Raw genomic sequence first — 20,468 nt, forward strand, 5'->3', positions numbered from 1 at the left:
GCGGGCGCATGCGAGGCAGGAGCGGCGGCCACGGGCAGACTGAGGGCATGGCCGCCAAGGACACCCAGCTCGACCAGCGGTGGGACCAGTTCCACCGCTGGGGCCCCTACGGGATGCTCGCCATCGCCACGCTCATCGCGGCGGCCACCCAGGAACTCATGGCCGGACCCGGCCGGCGGTACGCGGCCGCCGCGCTCGTCGGCGCCGCGCTCATCCTCCACCTGTACTGGGACCACCGCGCGCACACCCCCGCCGCTCCCGCGGGCGGCCGCCGCCGCCGGGTCCCGTCCCGCGCGGGCACCGTGTTCTACGCGGTGCGCTGGGCGATCGCCTTCGCCCTGACCTGGCTCAACCCGTTCTTCGCCCTGTACGCCGTCACCGGCTACTTCGACGCCGACGAGCTGATCCCCGGCCGGCGCCGGCACCGGATCGGCCTGTTCGCCACCTCCCTCACCCTGGCCGGCTCCCAGTCGGGCGGCATGCCGCCGAAGAACGCCTCGCAGTGGGGCGTGTTCTTCGGGATGCTGGTCGTCAACAACGTGCTGTGGATGGTCGTCGGCCACCTCACCCACCAGGAGGAGGAACGCTCCCGGGCCCGCGCCGACACCATCGTCGCACTCGAACGCACCAACACCGCGCTCCAGCAGGCCCTCGACGAGAACGCCGCCCTGCACGCCCAGCTCCTCGTCCAGGCCCGCGAGGCCGGCGTCGCCGACGAACGCCGGCGGCTCGCCGCCGAGATCCACGACACCCTCGCCCAGGGGCTCACCGGGATCATCGCCCAGCTCCAGGTCGTCGTGAACACCCCCGACGCGGACCTCGCCCGCGCCCACGCCGTGCGCGCCATGGACCTGGCCCGGCACAGCCTCGGCGAGGCGCGCCGCTCCGTGCACAACCTCGCGCCCGCCGCGCTGGACCGCGACGACCTGCCCGAGGCGCTGAAGAAGACGGTCGCCGCGTGGGGCGAACGCACCGGGATGCGCGCCGAGTTCACCGTCACCGGCACCGCCGAGCCGCTGCACGACGAGGTGTCCGCGACGCTGCTGCGCATCGCCGAGGAGGCCCTCGCCAACACCGCCCGGCACGCCGGCGCCACCCGCGCCGGGGTCACCCTGTCGTTCATGGGCGACGAGGTCGTCCTCGACATCCGCGACGACGGCCGCGGCTTCGACCCGCTCACCGTGCCCGAGCACAGCGACACCGGCGGCTTCGGCCTCGGCGGGATGCGGGCCCGCGCCGAACGCATCGCCGGCTCCCTCACGGTGGAGTCCGAGCCGGGGTACGGCACGGCGCTGTCGGCTCGCGTACCGTTGGTCCGCCATGACCGATGAGACGTCCATCTCCCTGCTGATCGTCGACGACCACCCGGTGGTGCGGGACGGCCTGCGCGGCATGTTCGAGTCCGCGCCCGGCTTCACGGTCCTCGGGGAGGCCGCGAACGGGGTGGAGGTCGTCGAACGGGCCGCCGCCCTCGACCCCGACGTGATCCTGATGGACCTGCGCATGCCGGGCGGCGGGGGAGTGGACGCGATCCGCGAGCTGACCCGGCGCGGCGCCCGCGCCCGGGTGCTCGTGCTGACGACGTACGACACGGACTCGGACACCCTGCCGGCGATCGAGGCGGGCGCCACCGGCTACCTCCTCAAGGACGCCCCGCGCGAGGAGCTCTTCACGGCGGTCCGCGCCGCCGCCGAGGGCCGCACGGTCCTCTCCCCGGCGGTGGCCTCCCGCCTGGTCTCCGCGGTCCGCGCCCCGAGAACCCCCGGCAACGAACCCCTCTCGGCACGCGAACGCGAGGTACTGGCCCTGGTCGCCAAGGGCACCTCCAACAAGGAGATCGCCCGCGAGCTGTTCATCAGCGAGGCCACGGTGAAGACCCACCTCACCCACCTCTACGGCAAACTCGGCGTCAACGACCGCGCGGCGGCGGTGGCAGCGGCGTACGACCGGGGGATTTTGGGCTAGGTGACGCCAGCAGGGCCGCGCCCGCCTGCCACGGCGAAGCCCCGCCGGGTGACACCCGGCGGGGCTTCGTGTCGGCGGCGGGAACACCGTCGCCGTCAGATCTCCTCCGACTTCAGGTCCCACGGGAGACGGTCCCCCGCGGCGGCCTGAACCGCGCGGAGCCGGTCCAGGTCCTCCTCGATCAGCATCAGCGCTTCGAAGGCGTAGGCGGCGCCGGCCAACGACTCACCGTGCATCACTTCGGCGTACAGGACCCACAGACCCTGCCGTGCCGCCGTCACACATGCCTCGGCGACAGCGCTGTCCGAGTCCACGGCGGGCCCGACGATCCGCAGGATCCAGCCGAGTGTCTCCCTCCGGGCGGGTTCGGACAGCGTCCCCGTCAGGGCGGCACAGGCCACCGAGACGAAGGCGGCGGACACCGGCAGCAGTCCGTCGGCCGGAGTCATCACATGGTCGTGCAGTGCGGTGAGGAACGCCTCTCCGCGGCCGTGCCCCTCGTCGAGGCTGATCAGTTCCCTGATCCTGGCCGGAAGATGCGCGGCGCTCTCACCACAGCCGCACTCCATCTGCTCCCAGTCGAACCTCTGGAGTTCGATCTCGAGGAGATTCACTGCTTCTACCTTCCCCACGCGCCACCCGGTTCGGCGGTGATACCGGGTACGAAGTTGCCGAGGTTGGGATAGTCCACCTGGCAGTTGACGCACACCGGCTTCAGGACGGCCTGCCAGTTCCGCTGCGCGTCACGCTCCAAGGTATACGCATGGGTGAAGATCACCTCGTCCACGTTCCCGCCCAGGGCGAGCAACGCGTTGCCCTCCGCGCAGTACCCACCGCCGGAGGAGGCGAGCACCGTGTCTCCGGTCCGGGTGTTGATGGCGCCGACGTAGGTACGGCTCCTGGTCCGGGCGCTGGAGGCGAACAGGGCGAAGGTCGGCACACGCTGCGAGACCTCCTCGAGGCGTTCCGCCTGGTTCCAGTTCGCCGGGGCGCGGTCGACCTCGACGACCGGAGGCCGGTCACCGGCTTCACCGCGTGTGCTGGGCACCTTGCCGGAGCCGCCGCCTCCGCTGGATCCTCCGTTGCTGTGCGAGGAGCCGCCGGCCGAGCCGCCCGGCTTGGAGCCGCCGCCCTTCGAGGAACCGCCGCCCTTGGAGCCGCCGCCCTTGGAGCCGCTGCCACCGCCGCCGGATCCGTGGGAGGAAGCGTGCGGAGCGGCCTTGGCCTGGGCCCGCTTCTGCACGGGATTGCCGGTCTTCTTGGTGACGCTGACGGCCTTCTCGGTCGTCCGTTTCGCGGCTTCGGCCGCCCTTTTCTTGGCCCGTTGCGCGGCTGCCTTCTTGGCCTTCTCGATCGCGAGTTTCTTCGCTCTCAGAGCCGCTGCCTCGGCTGCCTTCGCCGCCTTGAGGACGATCTCCGCGGCCTTCTTCGCCGCCTTGAACGACTCGATGGCGCTGATGGTGCGCTTGACCGCCTTGATGACGGACGGGATCTTGCCGAGCTTCGTCCACGGGATGGCGTCGACCACGATGCCGACGCACGACCACATGTCACCGCCGAAGCAGGCGAGTGCGTCGTTGATCCCGATGAAGTCCTTCAGCGTCTCCCACGCCACGGCCAGGATGACCGAGGTCAGCGACTTGCCCTGCATCGCCTGCGCCTGGGCGACCTGCGCCGCCGACAGACCCGCGCCCGCCAGGGCCGCGGCCCGCTCGGATGCGGTCAGCGAGATGGCGAGGCCCGACGGGTCGGACATCGTCACCGGGTTGTTGTGAGCGTAGGCGTACCCGTTGGACTGCAGGACGTCGTTCAGGTTGAGCACCGGGTCCGCGGACAGGAACCGTCCGGTCACCGGGTCGTACAGACGGGCGCCCAGCGGCTGGAAGCCGGAGGCGTCGTCCCTGGTCGCACCCAGGAAGCCGGTGTGGCTCTGGGTGTTGACGCCGGTCGTGTCCGCGCCGCGCTGGTTGCCGAACGGGTCCTGCTTGCGGATCCGCACCGCCATGCCGCCGCTCAGCGCGACCTCGGTGTAGGTGCTGCCCTGGTGGTCGGCGGTCAGGGCGACGAGGCTCTCGCCGCCGTTGCCGTAGGCGTAGCGCATGACCGCCCCGCCGGGCGAGGTGTACGTGCGCTGCGTGTTGACCAGGACGCCGCCCTTCTGGACGGTGACCTCGGCCTCACCCAGGCTGAGCGTGGCCTGCTTGCCCTTGATCGACAGCAGGCGCGCGCCGTCGGGGCCGTAGATGTAGCGGGTGTCGTTCTGCGGCTCCCACAACTGCTCGGCCTTGGTGGCGTCACAGCCGGCGAGCACGATCGGGGTCGAGTTCGCCGAGTTGGCGCCCTGGACCGACAGGCACAGGCCCGAGGCCACGTGGGTCAGCTGGCCGGAGGCGTTGCGCTTGAGCTCCTGCCCGGCCGAGCCGTCGCACTTCTGCAGCTGGACGGCGGACCCGGCGGTGTTGCCGGCGGGCTGGACGCACCACTTGTCGTAGACGTTCAGCGTGCCCTGGTCGGGGTTGGTCCCGCCCGGGGTCTGGCTGAAGCGCCAGTTCTGCGCCGGGGAGGCGTTGCAGCCGTAGAGCTGGATCGCCGTCCCGGCGACCGCGAGGCCGCTCTTGAGGTCGAGGCACTTGTCGGCCAGACCCACGTACGGGGTCTTGCCACCCGAGCCCGCGCCGGTGATCCGGTCGATCTGCCCGTCGTAGGTCCAGCTCAGCGACTGCTTGTCGCCGTTCTGGAGCGAGGTGATCGTCTTGGTCTCACCGGTGAGCTCGTACAGCCGCTCCACCTCGGCCTTGACCTGCGCGCCCTGCGGGGTCGTGTAGGTCTTGGACACCTTGGTCAGCGTCTGCGGCTGGGAGCCGTCGGCCTTGCCGTAGGCGTAGGTGGTCGTGGCGTCCTTGGCGGTGTTGCCGGTCAGGTCCTTCTCGGTCAGCTTGGTGCGGTTGCCGAGCAGGTCGTACTCGTACTCCTGCCAGTAGCCGGAGTTGTCCTTCCCGGGCACCACGTTCAGCGAGCCGTCACTGTTCTTCGGAGCGGTGCAGGCGTTCTGGTCCTTGGAGGTCCAGGCCGTCTTCAGCTGGCCCAGCGGGTCGTAGGCGAAGCACTGGCGCTCGTCGATGCCGGTCGCCGACTCCTTGATGGAGGTGACGTTGCCGGACGGGTCGTAGGTGTACGACCGCTTGGAGACCAGGTTGCCCCCGACCAGGGACTGGTCGTCGCTCTTCTCCCGGTAGACCTGCTGGTCCTTCAGCTCACCGCTGGACTCGTCGTACGTGTTCTGCGCCCACACCCGGTAGGGCTGTGCGCCGAGCGTGGAGCGCAGCACCTGGCCGTAGGGGTCGTAGACCGTCTCGGAGCCGTACCAGTCCTTGCCGGAGATGGAGAGCGGCTTGCCGTCCTTGTTGTAGCGGACGACCACCTTCTCCTCGGCGAACTTGCCGACCTTCGGCAGCGTCGACTCCTCCAGCATGCCGTTGTCGGCGTACTTGTAGGAGTACGTGTACGACGCGTCCAGGCCCCAGGTGGAGGCCAGGGTGGACGGCAGCGTCAGCGTCGTCGACGTGGGTTCGTAGTCCTTGGTGTAGCCGTTGACCTGCTGGGTGTAGGCCTCACCGTCGGTGTAGCGGGTGGCGGTGTAGGGCATGCCCTTGCCGCCGGGCGCCAGGTCGTAGGTGAAGTTGGCCAGCAGCGTGCCGTTGGCGTCGTTCAGGCGCTGCTCGGTGGGCCGGGACAGCTGGTCGTAACCGTTCCACACCGTGATGCCACGGGCGTTGGTGGTGGTCAGCGGCCGGTCGTGGTTGTCGAAAGTCATCCGCGTCGTGCCCGTGTCCGGGTCGGTGGCGGAGTCCTGACGGCCACGGTGGTCGTACGTCCACGTCCACGGGTGGGCGGTGTCGGCGGAGTTGGTCGCCTTCACGAGCTGACCGCGCGGGTCGTACTCGTACTTCATCGAGGTGAAGCCGGCGGGCGCCGCCGGGTTGAAGGTGTCGACCCGCTGGGTGCGGCCGAGGGCGTCGGTGTAGACGCGGTAGTCGGAGGCACCGGTCGGGTTGTCGACCTTCGACCAGTCCAGGCCGTACTCGTACTTGGTGGCCCGCTCCGGGACCTCCTTGGAGACGGTCTCGTTGGTCACCGGGTCCGTGACCTTGAGGACCGGGGTCTCCTGGATCACGCGGCCGGAGCCGTCGTAGGTGTAGCGGGTGATGTTCGGGACCTGGGTGTCGGCCTCCGGGGTGAACAGCTCGCCCGGCGTGGCCTCGTACGTCAGGTAGGCGTTGTTGGTCTGCCAGACCTCACCCGAGCTGTTGTACAGCGTGTCGGTGATCAGCCAGCCGCCGCCGTCGGCCTGCTCCTGCTGCTGCCGCTCGCGGCCGAGGCCGTCGTAGAGGGTGACCGAGGTGTCGATGCGGTCGTTGTAGCCGCGCGTGTACGTGGTGACGTAGGACGGCTTGCGGTCCTTGCCCTCCTCGTACTTCGGCACGGTGTAGACGGCCTTGAAGTCCGGCACGGCCGTGTCGGACGGGGCGCGATCCGCCGCCCAGGCCTTCTCGAGGCGACCCAGCGGGTCGAACTCGGCCTGCGTGACGTGGTTGTTCGCGTCCGTGGACTTCAGCGTCGTGCCACGGCCCGGCTCGATCTCACGGATTTCGGACTGGCCGACGGCGTTGGTCTCCGTGATCTTGAAGACCTGGCCGGTGGCCGGTTCGTAGGTGAGCAGACCCGAGGTCTTGTAGTCCTGATCGGTCGTGCGGGTCACGCGTCCGATCGCGTCGAACTCGGTGGTGCCGTTCGTCTGCCAGCCCGTGCCCGCGCCGTTGATCGACCAGGTCTCCGATGCCTCGCCCTTGGTGGTGTCGGCGAGCGCGACGCCGTATGCCTGGCCGTCGTAGGCGGTCCGGGTGCCACCGCTCAGGGTGGACAGATTCGCGAAGTCGGCGGCGGCACAGGTGGTCGGGGAGACCAGGACCTGCTTGGACAGGCCGATCAGGTTCTTCGCGGTGTTGTGGACGTACTCCGACTTGGTGCACGACTCGTCGCCGGTCTTGCCGGTGTCGCCGAGGGACTCCACCAGCACGGGCAGGCCGTAGGTCGGCTCGTACGTGGTGTGGGTCTTGACGATCCGCTCGGTGCGGGGGTCGTCGCTGTTGCTGCCGGAGGACTTGGTGTAGGCGATCTCGTCCGGCTCGGTGACGCGCCAGGCGCGCAGCGGGTCGAGGCCGTCGTCACGGTCGCGGTGGGCCAGCTCGGTGGCCTCCGGGACGGTGATCGAACGCGACACCCAGGCGGTGTCGGCGTCGTCGGCCTCGTTGTAGTCCAGCTCCTCCGCGATGCGGCCGGCGAAGGCCTCGCGGTCCTTGGCGATCTCCGCGCCGGTGATGTCCTTCACCGAGACGGTGTCGCCCATGCCGCGGAAGTACCGCGTCACGGCCTTGGACCGCTTGGAGCCGATGGACGCGTCGTCGGTGCCGGTGATCACCGTGGTCTGCTCGACGCCCGCGAACGTGGAGTACGTCCGCGTGGACTTCTTGGTGAACTCCTGGTCGGAGAGCTTCCAGCCCGGGTTCTTGTACTCGTACGCCGTCTTGGTCGCGAACGCGCCGTCGACGTTGGGGAGTTCCTCGATGGTGTCCACGACGTACTTGTGGAACCAGTCGATGTCCTCGACCTCGGGGTCCGGGGACCAGAACGCGGGGTAGCACAGCCGCGTGTTGGCCTTCAGGGCCGCCTTGTCGGTCTTGCCGGGCAGGCCGGTGCCGGTCGCGCAGTCGCCCTCGGGCTTCTTGTACGTGACGACGGTCTCGCCGCCGTACTCGTTGATGACGCGCGCGATGCGCAGCCGGGAGAAGCCCGGGCGCGGGTCGTTCGGGCGCATCACCCGGTTGGGCATGTCCTCGGCGTTGGACTCGAAACGCACCGCGTTCATGGTGACGCTTCGGTCCGTGCTGCCGTTGCGGGCGTAGCCGGTGCGCTGGACGGACTCCAGCCACAGCGCGGTGTTCGGGCCGGTCTTGAGGACCGGGAAGCTCTGGGTGAGCGTGTAGCGGTCCACGACCTGGCGGGCGGTGGTGTCGGTGCGGCGCTGCGCGGAGGTCTGGATCTCCACCAGCCGCTTGCGGCTCCAGAACGAGGGGCCGGCGTTCCAGCACTTCGTCTTGTAGGTGTCCGTGACCTTCTTGCAGTTCAGGTCGGCCGGGGTGTCGTACCAGATGCGGTACTTGCCCGGGTCCTTGTCCTCGAAGTTGGCGTCCGAGCAGGTCAGCGTGCCCTCGGGCAGGCAGCGCTCGGCGACGGTGAAGTTGACGCGGGCCGGGGCGGTCGCGGAGAACAGCGTGCCGGCGCGCTGACCGTAGTCGATGTGGTCGAGCCAGCCGTCGCGGTCGTAGACGACCGGCGCCTTGAAGTCGAAGTTGCGGGCGTAGTAGTTCTGCGCCTTCTTCCACCACAGGGACATGGCGTTGCCGTGGATGTCCTCGACGTAGTCGAGGTTCCAGCGCCAGCCCTGGGTGCAGGCGGAGCCCTTCCAGTCGCCGGCCTTGTAGCAGTCCTCGCCCTCGTGGTTGCCGTACACCGGCACGGTCAGCACCGAGTCGGTGGTCGGCTGGCCCGAGGTCCAGCCCGGCAGCTTGTTGAGGCCGAAGTAGTAGCGGGTGCCGTCCTTGGTGGTGACGCGCCAGTGCTCACCCTTGTAGGCGCCGTTGTCGGCGTCGGACAGCCGCTCCACCTTGGAGCCGTCGCCGTTGGCGGTGAACCACTTGCCCTGGTCCTTGTCCCAGACCAGCTCGGTGGTCATGCCGCCCAGCGACAGCGTGGCGTTCATCGAACCCCAGCACAGGTCCGCCGTGCGGTGGGTCTTGTTGTTGGACCCGTCCTTCTTGGAGTCCTCGCGGCAGTTGGCGTACGTCCGGGTGATGGAACCCGGGTTGTAGTCCCAGCCGTCGCCGATCCAGGAGGCCTGGTTGTTCGTCGCCGAGGTACGTCCGTCCACGGACTGCGAGGAGTAGCCCAGCGAGATCTTCGGCATCAGACCGCCGGCGGTCTCGGGCACCTGCACGTCGTAGTTGTAGGTGAACGCGCCGGAGGACGAGCCCGCCGCCCACGCGCCGGACGACAGCAGCGGAGTGGCGGTGAAGTCGCCCGAGGACGAGGCGCCGGTGTCCATGGCGCCGACGACCTGGGGGCCGGAGGCGTCCACGACGGGCAGCACGTCACCGCTGCGGTAGGCCGCGGTGCGCGCACCCGAGGGGGTGGCACCGGCGTCGCCGCCCAGCAGGTCGCCGACCGGCACCGAACCGGTCAGGATCTTGCGGCTCTTGGCCTTGGCGGCGGCCTTGTTCTTAGTGGGCGCCTTGTCGGCGGAGACGACCTTGACCGAGGAGCGCAGCCGCTCGGGCTGGACCTCGGTCTTGCCCGCCATGGTGGTCGTGCCGGCGTCGGGGGCGCAGTCACCGGTGTCCGGGGCGTCCATGACGCAGTTCGGCAGCAGGACCAGGCCGAAGCGGTCGGCGGCCTGCGGGCCGTACAGGTCGGCGAAGCTCGTGGTGTCGACGGCGATCGCGACCTGCGCGGTCGGGTCGGCGTCGGCCGGCGGCGTGACTTTCATGATCAGGCCGGAGACGTTCGCGTCCTGGGACGCGGCCGGCGCGGCCAGGTCGACCTTCCAGGTGCCGTCGATCGCGGCCGGGTCGGTGCCGGCCGGCACGCCGACGGCGATCGGCAGATCGTCGACCGGGACCGTGGTGCCCGGCTGGGCGTCGGCCGCCAGGGTCGCGACCCCGCTGTCCGCCGCCCAGGGCGTGACGGCCTGGGGCGCATAGGGGTCGACCGGTACCTCGGGCGCGGTGGTGAGGTTCTTCTCGGCTTCCTCGTCCGCCGGCAGCGCGGTGGGCTCGGGCAGGTCGGGGAGCTTGACCTCCTCCCGGCTCATGCCGGGGCCGGGTATCGCCCAGGCCTCCGTGCCGAGACTGCTCACCAACAAGGCCGTGGACAGCAAAAGGACGGTCGCCACGCGGCTTTGCCGGCGGCGCCGTCGTTGTGACTCCGTCGTGACCGGGCGTATCAACCCAGGCCACGGCGGTGGACTTTGAGCGCGCATATGCGTCGACCCCACCCAGGCATGCAAGGAAAAACGACAGATGGACTCCGCACCCTCTGTCATGACCCGCACACGCTTCAACAGCGATTCCGGGAGGTTCCCGGGAGTGCCGTGATCTCTGTCACGGAACAGGGCTGACGCATCGTCACCTTCATGTACAACTCGACAAGAGCGGATGACTCACCCGTACGGACGCACTTCCGGTGCTCAAAAGCCGCACTTGAGACATCGTCAAGGCGGAGTCAAGCATTCCCCACTCAATCGTCACAGCTTCATAAATTCTTCATCTGTGGACTGGGTGTGGCGAACGTGTGATCGTGTGCGCGACCTTGCCCCGCGGCCCGCCGAACGGGGCTGTTCGTGCTGTCCGTATCCGCCTGGTTCACACGGGAGTAGACCGCCGCCGTGTCCGCGCCGCCTCGTTTTCTCAGCCCCTTCGTGCGCACGCGCACCAGGCTGGCTGTCACCCTCGGCCTCGTCCTGGCCGCCCTGACCGCAGCTCTGTTGCCCTGGTGGCAACCCGACGACACCTCACCACCCGAAGCCGGCAAGGCCACGGACGCGCGCCAGGCCTCGACCGGCCCGCGCGACGAGAAGGCCGCGCAGGCCGAAGCCAAGCGCACCCGCAAGGAGGTGCTGGTCGACACCGCGACCACCGCCACCTCCCAGACCTGGGCCCTGCCGGACGGCAAGCTCCGCACCCGGATGACCGCCACACCGGCCCGCGCGAAGACCGCCACGGGCAAGTGGGCGCCGATCGACAACCGGCTGCGCCGCGTGCAGAACGCCCCGCGCAACCTGGGCGTCCAGCCCGTCAACGCCGCCCAGCCGATCCGCTTCGCCAGCGGCACCAAGGCAGCCCACGCCGACCGCTCTCTCGCCCGCGCGCCGCTGACCGCAAACGCCCAGGACACGGTGCTGGCCGAGGTCGACATCGACGGGCACACCGTCGCCTACACCTGGCCCGGCACCCTGCCCGAGCCCGTCCTCGACGGCCCCCGCGCCCTGTACCCCGAGGTGCTGCCCGGCGTCGACCTGCTGCTGGTCGCCCGTGAGGAAGGCGGCTTCGCCCAGCTCCTGATCGTCAAGAACAAGGAGGCCGCGCAGTCGCAGGCGCTGGCCACCGTGGCCTACGGCCTGCGCTCGCGGACCGCCGTCTTCCGCCACGACGAGAGCACCGGCCGCATCCTGGTCCAGGACAAGGCCGGCAAGGAGATCGGCTCCATCCCGACGCCGTTCGCGTGGGACTCCGCCGGCCGTGACCCCGAACTCGACGAGGGCAAGGGCGCCCCGCGCACCTCGGTCGACACCCCCGCCGACGTGCTGAAGCTGTCCGGCCTGACCGGCATCGAGCCCGGCGCCCACAGCGCGCCGATGCCGGTGAAGCTGAACGGCGACGGCACCGGGGAGACCCGCCTGGCACTGAACGCCGCCACGACCGGCCTGTTCACGGCGGCGGACACGAAGTTCCCCGTCTTCGTCGACCCCACCCTGAACAGCGCCTGGCTGGCCTGGACGGTCGCCTACAAGCCGTACCCGAACACCAGCTTCTGGAACGGCACCAACTTCTCCTCCGGCACCTCCGACGCCCGCGTCGGCCACGAGAACGACACCGGCGGCACCGCCCGCTCCTTCTGGCGCATGAACTACAGCACCAGCCTCAAGGGCGCGACGATCTCCTCCGCCAGCTTCAAGGTGCTCAACAACCACTCCTGGTCCTGCACCGAGCGCGAGTTCCAGTTCGCCATCACCGGGGCGATCTCCTCCGGCACCACCTGGAACAAGCAGCCGAGTTGGTCCACCGTGCAGGAGAAGAAGTCCTTCGCGCACGGCTGGTCCTCCACCTCCTGCCCGGACGAGTACGAGTCCTTCAACGTCAAGGACGCCGCCCAGAAGGGCGCCGACAGCGGCTGGTCGAACATCACCTTCGGCATCCGCGCCACCACCGAGACCGACACGCAGACCTGGCGCAAGTTCAAGGCCACCAGCGCCGCCATGGAGGTCGTCTACAACCGGCCCCCGTCCGAGCCCACCGGCGGCAAGTCCACCCCCGGCGGCACCTGCTCCGTCGGCGGCAGCGGCCCGACCGTGGGCAAGACCAACATCGTGCTCTCGGCCACCGCCAAGGACGCCGACGGCAACCTGAGCAAGCTGCGCTTCCGCTTCTGGAAGACCGGCGGCACCGTCCCGTCGGGCACCCTGGTCACCCCCAACTCCAGTGGCACCGCCACCCTGACGATCCCGTCCACGTTCCCGCTGGAGGACAAGGCCACCTACTCCTGGGACGTGCGCGCCGAGGACTCCGGCGGCCTGGTCTCCTCCTACTTCCCGCCCGGCACCGACCCCTGCCGGCTCAACGTCGACGCCAGCGCCCCGCCGCAGCCCACCGTCGACAGCGACGTCTTCCCGGAGGCCACGCCCGACGGGCAGACCTGGTCCACGGTCAAGTTCGGCGGCAAGGGCGCCGTCACCTTCACCTCCGAGGGTGCCGCGAAGTTCCGCTGGTCCATCGAGGGCAACAACCCCGTCTACGTCACCGCGACGAACAACACCGCCACGGTGCCCGACCTGGCCCCGGCCCACGCCGGCCCCAACACCCTCCAGGTGTACGCCTACGACGCCAACGGCAACGCCAGCAAGCGCACCGACTACAGCTTCTTCGTGCCCCCGCGGGACACCGCCGACGCCCCGATGGACACCACCGGTGACTCCACGCCCGAGGAGGCCAAGCCTGACCTGCTGATCGTCAACGCGGACGGCAACCTGCGCAACTGCGTGGGCGGCCCGGACGGCGACCTGTACAACTGCCTGGCCGCCTCCTACGGCGCCGACAAGAAGCCCGACCCGGCCGGCCACTGGTTCGACGCGGCCACCGGCAAGGCGGCCCTGATCACGCACTACCAGGACGCCTACCCCGGCGACGGCTCCACCGACCTGTTCGCGGTCACCCCCGACGGTCACTTCTGGCTCTACCCCGGCGACGGCTACGGCAGCTTCGACGTCACCCAGCGCCTGGAGGTCCGCCTCCCGTCCAACGCGCCCGCGCCCTCGACGTGGACGCAGATCAAGGCCGTCGGCGACATCACCGGCGACAAGCTGCCCGACCTGGTGCTGCGGGCCGGCCCCGCGTTCTGGACGCTGTCCGGCTACACCGGCGCCACCTTCCAGACGGCGACCCTGATGGAGGGCACCGCCTGGGCCCGCCGGGACATCGTCAACGTCGCCGACATCAACGGCGACAACACGCCCGACCTGCTGTGGCGCAACCTGGACAACGGCAACATGTACCAGCGGGACGGCAAGCCCGGCTCCGTGGCCGGCAGCGTCGACCTGGAGTCGATCAAGGTGGCCGCCAACAGCCTCACCGGCAAGGACGAGGCCTACGGCACCAGCTGGACGGAGGCCAACGTGCCCACCGCCATCGGCATCCCCGACGTCAACAACGACGGGATCCCCGACATCTGGGCCCGCCTCGCCTCCGACGGCTACACCCGGATCTACCACCCGTCGCGGACCAACACCAACGCGCCCGTGCGCGTGGTCCTCACCGTGGACTGGAACGCGGTCAAGTCCTTCGGCTGACCGGCACGGCACCACCGGGCCCCGGTCACCCCTCAGGGGGTGGCCGGGGCCCCGCCGTACCCGGACACGCCACCGCTCAGTGCACCCGCAGCAGCAGCACCGAACGCCCCGGCACCCTGATCGGCGCCCCCGCCTCATGCGTCAGGGCCGGCGCCGCCGCCTGCTCCTCCCGCGAGGTGTCCACGACCACCTCGTACCGCTCCGCCCACGGCGGCCCCGGCAGGACGAAGTCCACCGGAGCCTCCCCGGCGTGCAGGACGGCGAGGAAGCTGTCGTCGAGGATCGGCGCGCCCCGCTCGTCACGGCCCGGGATGTCCCGGCCCGAGAGGTACATGCCGAGCGTGGCGGCGGGCGCGTACCAGTCCCCTTCGGTCATCTCGGTGCCGCGCGCGGTGAACCAGGCCAGGTCCCGCAGCCCGTCCGCCGCCTGCGGCCGGCCCGAGAAGAAGGCCCGGCGGCGCAGCACCGGGTGGCGGTGGCGCAGGGCGATCAGGCGGGAGGTCAGGTCGAACAGCGCCTTCCAGCCCGGCTCGTCCAGCAGCCGCCAGTCCACCCAGCCGATCTCGTTGTCCTGGCAGTAGGCGTTGTTGTTGCCGCCCTGGGTGCGGCCCATCTCGTCGCCCGCGACCAGCATGGGCACGCCGGTGGACAGCAGCAGCGTGGTCAGGAGGTTGCGCAGCTGGCGGCGGCGCAGGGCGTGGACCGCGGGGTCGTCGCTCTCGCCCTCCGTGCCGCAGTTCCAGGAGCGGTTGTCGTCGCTGCCGTCACGGTTGCCCTCGCCGTTGGCCTCGTTGTGCTTGCGCTCGTAGGTGACCAGGTCGCGCAGGGTGAAGCCGTCGTGCGCGGTGATGTAGTTGACCGAGGCGTACGGCCGGCGCCCACCCCAGGCGTACAGGTCGCTGGAGCCGGACAGCCGGTAGCCCATCTCGCGCACGTCGGGCAGCGCGTGCCGCCAGAAGTCGCGCACGGCGTTGCGGTAGCGGTCGTTCCACTCGGTCCACAGCGGCGGGAAGGCGCCCACCTGGTAGCCGCCGGAGCCCACGTCCCACGGTTCGGCGATCAGCTTCATCCGCCGCAGCACCGGGTCCTGGGCGATGACCGCGAGGAACGGCGAGAGCATGTCGACGTCATGCATGGAGCGGGCGAGGGCCGCCGCGAGGTCGAAGCGGAAGCCGTCCACGCCCATCTCGGTCACCCAGTAGCGCAGCGAGTCGGTGATCAGGCGCAGCACCTGCGGCCGGACGACGTGCAGGGTGTTGCCGCAGCCGGTGTAGTCGGCGTACCGGCGCGCGTCGGACTGCAGGCGGTAGTAGCCGCGGTTGTCGATGCCCTTCAGCGACAGGGTGGGCCCGTACTCGCCGGCCTCGGCGGTGTGGTTGTAGACCACGTCGAGGATGACCTCGATCCCGGCGGCGTGCAGCGCGCGCACCATCCGCTTGAACTCGCCGACCTGCTCGCCCGTGGTGCCGGAGGCGGCGTAGGCGGCGTGCGGGGCGAAGTAGCCGATGGAGTTGTAGCCCCAGTAGTTGCGCAGGCCCCGCTTGAGCAGATGGTCCTCGTGGGCGAACTGGTGCACCGGCAGCAGCTCCACCGCCGTCACCCCGAGCCGTGTCAGGTGCTCGATCGCCGCCGGGTGGGCGAGCCCGGCGTAGGTGCCGCGCAGTTCCTCGGGGATGCCCGGGTGCAGCTTGGTGAAGCCGCGCACGTGCAGCTCGTAGATCACCGAGTCGGCCCAGGGCGTCTTCGGTCGCCGGTCGTCCGCCCAGTCGTCGTCGTCGTGGACGACGACCCCCTTCGGGACGTACGGCGCCGAGTCCCGGTCGTCGCGGACCGTGTCGGCGACCTGCTGGTCCGGCCAGTCCCGCACGTGCCCGTACACCTCCGGCGGCAGCCGGAACTCTCCGTCCACCGCCCGCGCGTACGGGTCGAGCAGCAGCTTCGCCGGGTTCCAGCGGCCGCCGGTCCACGGGTCCCAGCGGCCGTGCACCCGGTAGCCGTAGCGCCGGCCGGGCAGCACCCCCGGCACGAACCCGTGCCAGATCTCGTGCGTCAGCTCGGTCAGCCTCAGCCGCGTCTCGGCACCGTCGTCGTCGAACAGGCACAGCTCGACGCCCTCCGCCCCGCCCGCCCACAGCGCGAAGTTCGTCCCGGCCACCCCGTCCGGGCCGACCCGGAACCGGGCGCCCAGCGGCGTGGGCGTGCCCGGCCACACGGGCGGACGCCGCGTCCCGTGCACGGCGGCGGCCGCGCGCCCCTGCTCGGCGGCGCGCCCCGCCGCCACCGCCTCCTGCTCGGCTGCGCTGGACACCGTTCAGCCTCCCGCGGCTCGTGCCGACAACCCGCCGGCAGGGGCGTACGGCGTCCCGGACCGTGCTCCCCGTCGTGTCGTCCTCCCACAGTTCTGCCCAGAGCGCGGCTCGCACTCACGTTTCCCCGGGGTGACCCCGCTCGTTGGACTGCTCGTGAGGCATGCACACGGGCGCGCGCGGCGCGCGGGGGCCGCGCTGGCGGCCGTACTGACATGGGCAGGACTGCTGGCGGGAGCCGCCGGCTGCACCTCGGACGGCTCCGGCCCGGGCGGCGTCTTCGGCAAACCCGGCGCCGCCCAGGACACCATCCGGATCTCCCCCGACGACGGCGGCAAGGGCGTACGGCCCGAGAAGAAGCTGCGCGTCACGGTGCCCGACGGCCGGCTGGAGTCGGTCAAGGTCGTCGTGTCCCAGGACGCCCAGGACACCCCCGTACCCGGCCGGCTGTCCGCCGACGGCCGGACCTGGCGCCCCGACGACGACCGGCTCGCGCTGGCCGCCCGCTACACCGTGGACGCGGTCGCCGTCGACGGTGACGGCGACCGCTCGGCCCGGCACGCCACCTTCACCACCTTCGTCCCCGGCGAGCGCTTCATCGGCTACGTCACCCCGGAGAACCGCTCCGTCGTCGGCACCGGGATGATCGTCTCGATCCAGTTCAACCGGGAGCTGGAGCACCGGGCCGCCGTCGAGCGGGCCATCCGGGTGCGCGCCGAGCCGCCCGTGGAGATCCGTCCCCACTGGTTCGGCAAGGACCGCGTCGACTTCCGTCCCGAGCACTACTGGAAGCCCGGCACCAAGGTCACCGTCGATCTGGCGCTGCGGGACGTGGAGGGCGCCCGCGGGGTGTACGGGCTGCAGTCCCGGACGTTCTCCTTCACCGTCGGCCGCAGCCAGGTGTCGCTGGTGGACGCCGCCGACCACACCATGGAGGTGCGCCGCGACGGCGAGCTGGTGGCGACCGTGCCGATCACCGCGGGCGCGCCGAAGAACACCACCTACAACGGGAAGATGGTGGTGATGGAGATGCTCGAGGTGACCCGCATGAACGGGGCGACGGTCGGCTTCCGGAAGACCGACGGCAAGAGCGAGTACGACATCCCGGACGTACCCCACGCCATGCGGCTGACGGACTCCGGCACCTTCCTGCACGGCAACTACTGGGCCGACGAGGACGTCTTCGGCCGCACCAACGTCAGCCACGGCTGCGTGGGCCTGCGCGACAGCAAGGGCGGCGGCTCCGACACCCCGGCCGGCTGGTTCTTCGACCGCAGCCTCGTCGGGGACGTCGTCGAGGTGGTCAACAGCAAGGACAAGCAGGTGGCTCCCGACAACGGTCTCGGCGGCTGGAACATGGAGTGGAGCCGGTGGAAGGCGGGCTCCGCGGTCCGCTGACCGCCGTCCACCTGCGACTTGGGACGGAACGGTGACATTCCGGAGTCTCCGGCGCTCCTGACCGGGCAGTTAATATGCGCCGTACGCGCGTGCGACGTGCGGCGCGTGGGGCCTGTCCGGCCCGGGGGAGGGGAGACGCAAAGTGAACATCCGGCCGATATCGGGGGCATCGGTTGCGGGGCGCGGCAGGGGCCGCGCGGGGCTGGCGCTGACCGCCGGCGCCCTGCTGTTCGCCGTCACGGCGTGCGGCGGGGGCGGGGGCGGCTCGGACGCGGAGGACGGCAAGGGGGGCGACGCCTCCGCCGCCGCGAGCAAGCAGTCCGAGGCGGTCGTCACCGTCGCGCCCAAGGACGGCGCCACGGCCGTCGACACCAGCGGCGCGCTCAAGGTCAGCGCCGCCAAGGGCAAGCTGACCGAAGTGGTCGTCCAGGACGCCAAGGGGACGAAGGTCGACGGGACGCTGGCCGCCGACGGCGCCTCCTGGACGCCCGCCACGCACCTGGCCGCCGCCACCCGTTACCGGGTGCACGCGGTCGCCAAGGACGCCGAGGGCCGTACGGCGGCCGAGGACTCCTCCTTCACGACGCTGACCCCGAAGAACACCTTCACCGGCATCTTCACGCCGGAGGACGGCTCCACCGTGGGCGTCGGCATGCCGTTCTCGCTGCGTTTCTCGCGGGGCATCACGCACCCGCAGGACGTGGAGAAGGCCATCAAGATCAAGACCGAGCCGGCGGTCGACGTCCAGGGGCACTGGTTCGGCAACGACCGCCTGGACTTCCGGCCCGAGCACTACTGGAAGTCCGGCACCAAGGTCACCGTCACGCTCAACCTGGACGGCGTCGAGGGCCGCCCGGGCGTGTACGGCAAGCAGAAGAAGACGGTGTCCTTCACCATCGGGCGCAACCAGGTCTCCTACGTGGACGCCAAGAAGCACACCATGCAGGTCACCCAGGACGGCAAGGTCGTCAAGACCCTGCCCGTCACCACCGGCAAGCCCGGCTACGACACCTGGAACGGCCAGATGGTCATCAGCGAGAAGCTGACCGTGACCCGGATGAACGGCGAGACGGTCGGCTACGGCGGCGAGTACGACATCAAGGACGTCCCGCACGCCCTGCGCCTGACCACCTCCGGCACCTTCCTGCACGGCAACTACTGGGGCGGCGACGCCTTCGGCAACTACAACGCCAGCCACGGCTGCGTCGGCCTGCGCGACGTGCGCGGCGGCTACGACAGCTCGGTGCCGGCGGCCTGGTTCTTCAACCACTCGCTGATCGGCGACGTGGTGGTCGTGAAGAACTCCCACGACGCGACGGTCGCCCCGGACAACGGGCTCAACGGCTGGAACATGCCGTGGGCGGAGTGGACGAAGTAGTTCCCCCGCGCTGCGGACCCGGTGCTGTGACCTACGGCACCGGGTCCGATGCCGTTAGTGGTGGTTAACCTGCTGGCATGACCGTACATCTCGAAGTCGCCGAAGGCGTCGGCACGCTGCGCCTCGACCGCCCGCCGATGAACGCGCTGGACGTCGCCACGCAGGACAGGCTCAAGGAACTCGCCGAGGAGGCCGGCCGCCGCGACGACGTACGCGCGGTCGTCGTCTACGGCGGCGAGAAGGTGTTCGCGGCGGGCGCGGACATCAAGGAGATGCAGGCCATGGACCACACGGCGATGGTCCTGCGCGCCCGCGCCCTGCAGGACGCCTTCACCGCGGTCGCCCGCATTCCCAAGCCGGTCGTCGCCGCGGTCACCGGCTACGCCCTCGGCGGCGGCTGCGAGCTCGCGCTGTGCGCCGACTACCGCATCGCCGGCGAGAACGCCAAGCTCGGCCAGCCGGAGATCCTGCTCGGCCTGATCCCCGGCGCGGGCGGCACGCAGCGGCTGTCGAGGCTGATCGGCCCGTCCAAGGCGAAGGACCTCATCTTCACCGGCCGTATGGTCAAGGCCGACGAGGCGCTGGCGCTCGGCCTGGTCGACCGTGTGGTGCCGGCCGCCGACGTCTACACCGAGGCGCACGCGTGGGCGGCGAAGCTGGCCCAGGGGCCGGCGATCGCGCTGCGCGCGGCGAAGGAGTCGATCGACACCGGTCTGGAGACGGACATCGACACGGGCCTGGCGGTGGAACGCAACTGGTTCGCGGGGCTGTTCGCCACCGAGGACCGGGAGCGGGGGATGAAGAGCTTCGTGGAGGAAGGTCCGGGCAAGGCGAAGTTCCTCTGAACACGCCGCCGGACACTTGCAATTGACGCGGTGTCTGATCCGGGGTCCCTCGATGGGGCGGTTTATGGGAACCTTAAGGCGACCTTAAGCCTGCCTTGTCGAGGGAGCCTGTCGATTGCCTCCGGCCGAGCCGTCGCCGCAGGTCAGACCGTCTGCAGCGGCCTCCGAAATGCCTTTGGCATATGCCGATCACACCCTGGGAATCGGGGGCGTCCGGGGGGCGTATTCCAGCAGAACGCCCCCCGGCGAGGCCGCCGACGGCCATGATGGGGGCATGGCGGGGCTGGAGGGCATCGAACAGCCGCGGGGACACGGCCGTGCTGTGGCTGCGGCGCGCTGGTCGCCCGCGGTGGAGGACGAACGAGCGCTCAAGGCACTGGAGTTGTTCGGCAACCCGGCGGAGCAGGACGTGCCGCTGCCGTCCCGCCCGGAGTCCGCGGCCACCGCGCGCCGGCTGGCCCAGGTGGTGATCCTGCGCCACTGGGGCCTGACCCCCAAGCTCACCGAGGACGCCGTCCTGCTGGTCTCCGAACTCGTCGGCAACGCCGTACGGCACACCGGCGCCCGCGTCTTCGGCCTGCGCATGCGCCGCCTGCGCGGCCGCATCCGCGTCGAGGTCCGCGACCCCTCCCGCGGCCTGCCCTGCCTGATGCCCGTCCGGGAGACCGACATCAGCGGCCGCGGCCTGTTCCTGGTCGACAAGATCGCCGACCGCTGGGGCGTGGACCTCCTGCCCCGCGGCAAGACCACCTGGTTCGAAATGCGAACAGGCGACCGCTGACACCTGGCCACGGCCGGTTACCCCGCGCATCCGTACGCCTGGGCGACCGAACTTGGCCACGCCACCCCACGCGCTCACCGCCCGGTGAGGGTGATCGTGCCCCGCATCGCCCCACGCA

At 70.6% G+C, this 20,468-nt stretch carries 10 protein-coding genes; 7 read left to right on the forward strand and 3 right to left on the reverse strand.

The genetic code is table 11. From position 1 onward, the window contains the following. Positions 1-47 precede the first annotated feature (47 nt). The gene (locus ACF1AL_RS29790; RefSeq protein ID WP_391819622.1) at positions 48-1,331 is read left to right on the forward strand and encodes a sensor histidine kinase; all 1,284 of its coding nucleotides are present in this window, start codon (positions 48-50) and stop codon (positions 1,329-1,331) included. After that, positions 1,321-1,965 (forward strand): response regulator, encoded by a 645-nt coding sequence (locus ACF1AL_RS29795; RefSeq protein ID WP_391819624.1) that lies wholly within the window; start codon positions 1,321-1,323, stop codon positions 1,963-1,965. Before ACF1AL_RS29790 ends, ACF1AL_RS29795 begins: the two co-directional genes overlap by 11 nt. Before the next feature lie 95 nt (positions 1,966-2,060). Here the strand turns inward: ACF1AL_RS29795 and ACF1AL_RS29800 are convergent, their stop codons facing one another. Beyond that, entirely contained in the window at positions 2,061-2,579 is a 519-nt protein-coding gene (locus ACF1AL_RS29800) for a hypothetical protein (protein WP_366839408.1), read from the reverse strand. A 5-nt stretch (positions 2,580-2,584) separates the two neighbouring features. Continuing rightward, entirely contained in the window at positions 2,585-9,892 is a 7,308-nt protein-coding gene (locus ACF1AL_RS29805; protein ID WP_391828314.1) for a ricin-type beta-trefoil lectin domain protein, read from the reverse strand. A 573-nt stretch (positions 9,893-10,465) separates the two neighbouring features. Between ACF1AL_RS29805 and ACF1AL_RS29810 the strand changes: the two genes are divergently transcribed. Further along, entirely contained in the window at positions 10,466-13,642 is a 3,177-nt protein-coding gene (locus tag ACF1AL_RS29810) for a DNRLRE domain-containing protein (protein WP_391819626.1), read from the forward strand. 76 nt (positions 13,643-13,718) lie between these two features. On the opposite strand, the gene glgX is transcribed toward ACF1AL_RS29810, so the two are convergent. After that, on the reverse strand, positions 13,719-15,950 hold the full coding sequence (gene glgX, locus ACF1AL_RS29815) for a glycogen debranching protein GlgX (protein WP_391828174.1): 2,232 nt from the start codon (positions 15,948-15,950) through the stop codon (positions 13,719-13,721). 154 nt (positions 15,951-16,104) lie between these two features. Here glgX and ACF1AL_RS29820 point away from each other — a divergent pair, with 154 nt between their 5' ends. The 4 genes from ACF1AL_RS29820 (at position 16,105) to ACF1AL_RS29835 (ending at position 20,350) form a co-directional block, all read left to right on the forward strand. Continuing rightward, positions 16,105-17,346 carry an Ig-like domain-containing protein gene (locus ACF1AL_RS29820; protein WP_386584402.1) on the forward strand — a complete coding sequence of 414 codons (1,242 nt, stop codon included), beginning with the start codon at positions 16,105-16,107 and terminating at the stop codon, positions 17,344-17,346. A gap of 142 nt (positions 17,347-17,488) precedes the next feature. Next, positions 17,489-18,724 carry an Ig-like domain-containing protein gene (locus ACF1AL_RS29825; RefSeq protein WP_391698103.1) on the forward strand — a complete coding sequence of 412 codons (1,236 nt, stop codon included), beginning with the start codon at positions 17,489-17,491 and terminating at the stop codon, positions 18,722-18,724. Between the two features lie 77 nt (positions 18,725-18,801). After that, the gene (locus tag ACF1AL_RS29830; RefSeq protein ID WP_366839412.1) at positions 18,802-19,569 is read left to right on the forward strand and encodes an enoyl-CoA hydratase-related protein; all 768 of its coding nucleotides are present in this window, start codon (positions 18,802-18,804) and stop codon (positions 19,567-19,569) included. Positions 19,570-19,738: 169 nt separating this feature from the next. Next, positions 19,739-20,350 (forward strand): ATP-binding protein, encoded by a 612-nt coding sequence (locus ACF1AL_RS29835; protein WP_384213034.1) that lies wholly within the window; start codon positions 19,739-19,741, stop codon positions 20,348-20,350. The last annotated feature ends 118 nt before the right edge of the window (positions 20,351-20,468 follow it).

The sequence above is a fragment of the Streptomyces sp. NPDC014801 genome (genome assembly GCF_043082085.1).
Classification (GTDB): Bacteria; Actinomycetota; Actinomycetes; order Streptomycetales; family Streptomycetaceae; genus Streptomyces.

Coding starts and splice junctions, on each gene's coding strand:
- ACF1AL_RS29790 (WP_391819622.1), top strand. CDS start 48: ATGGCCGCCAAGGACACCCAGCTCGACCAGCGGTGGGACCAGTTCCAC.
- ACF1AL_RS29805 (WP_391828314.1), bottom strand. CDS start 9,892: ATGAGCCGGGAGGAGGTCAAGCTCCCCGACCTGCCCGAGCCCACCGCG.
- ACF1AL_RS29835 (WP_384213034.1), top strand. CDS start 19,739: ATGCCTTTGGCATATGCCGATCACACCCTGGGAATCGGGGGCGTCCGG.
- ACF1AL_RS29830 (WP_366839412.1), top strand. CDS start 18,802: ATGACCGTACATCTCGAAGTCGCCGAAGGCGTCGGCACGCTGCGCCTC.
- ACF1AL_RS29795 (WP_391819624.1), top strand. CDS start 1,321: ATGACCGATGAGACGTCCATCTCCCTGCTGATCGTCGACGACCACCCG.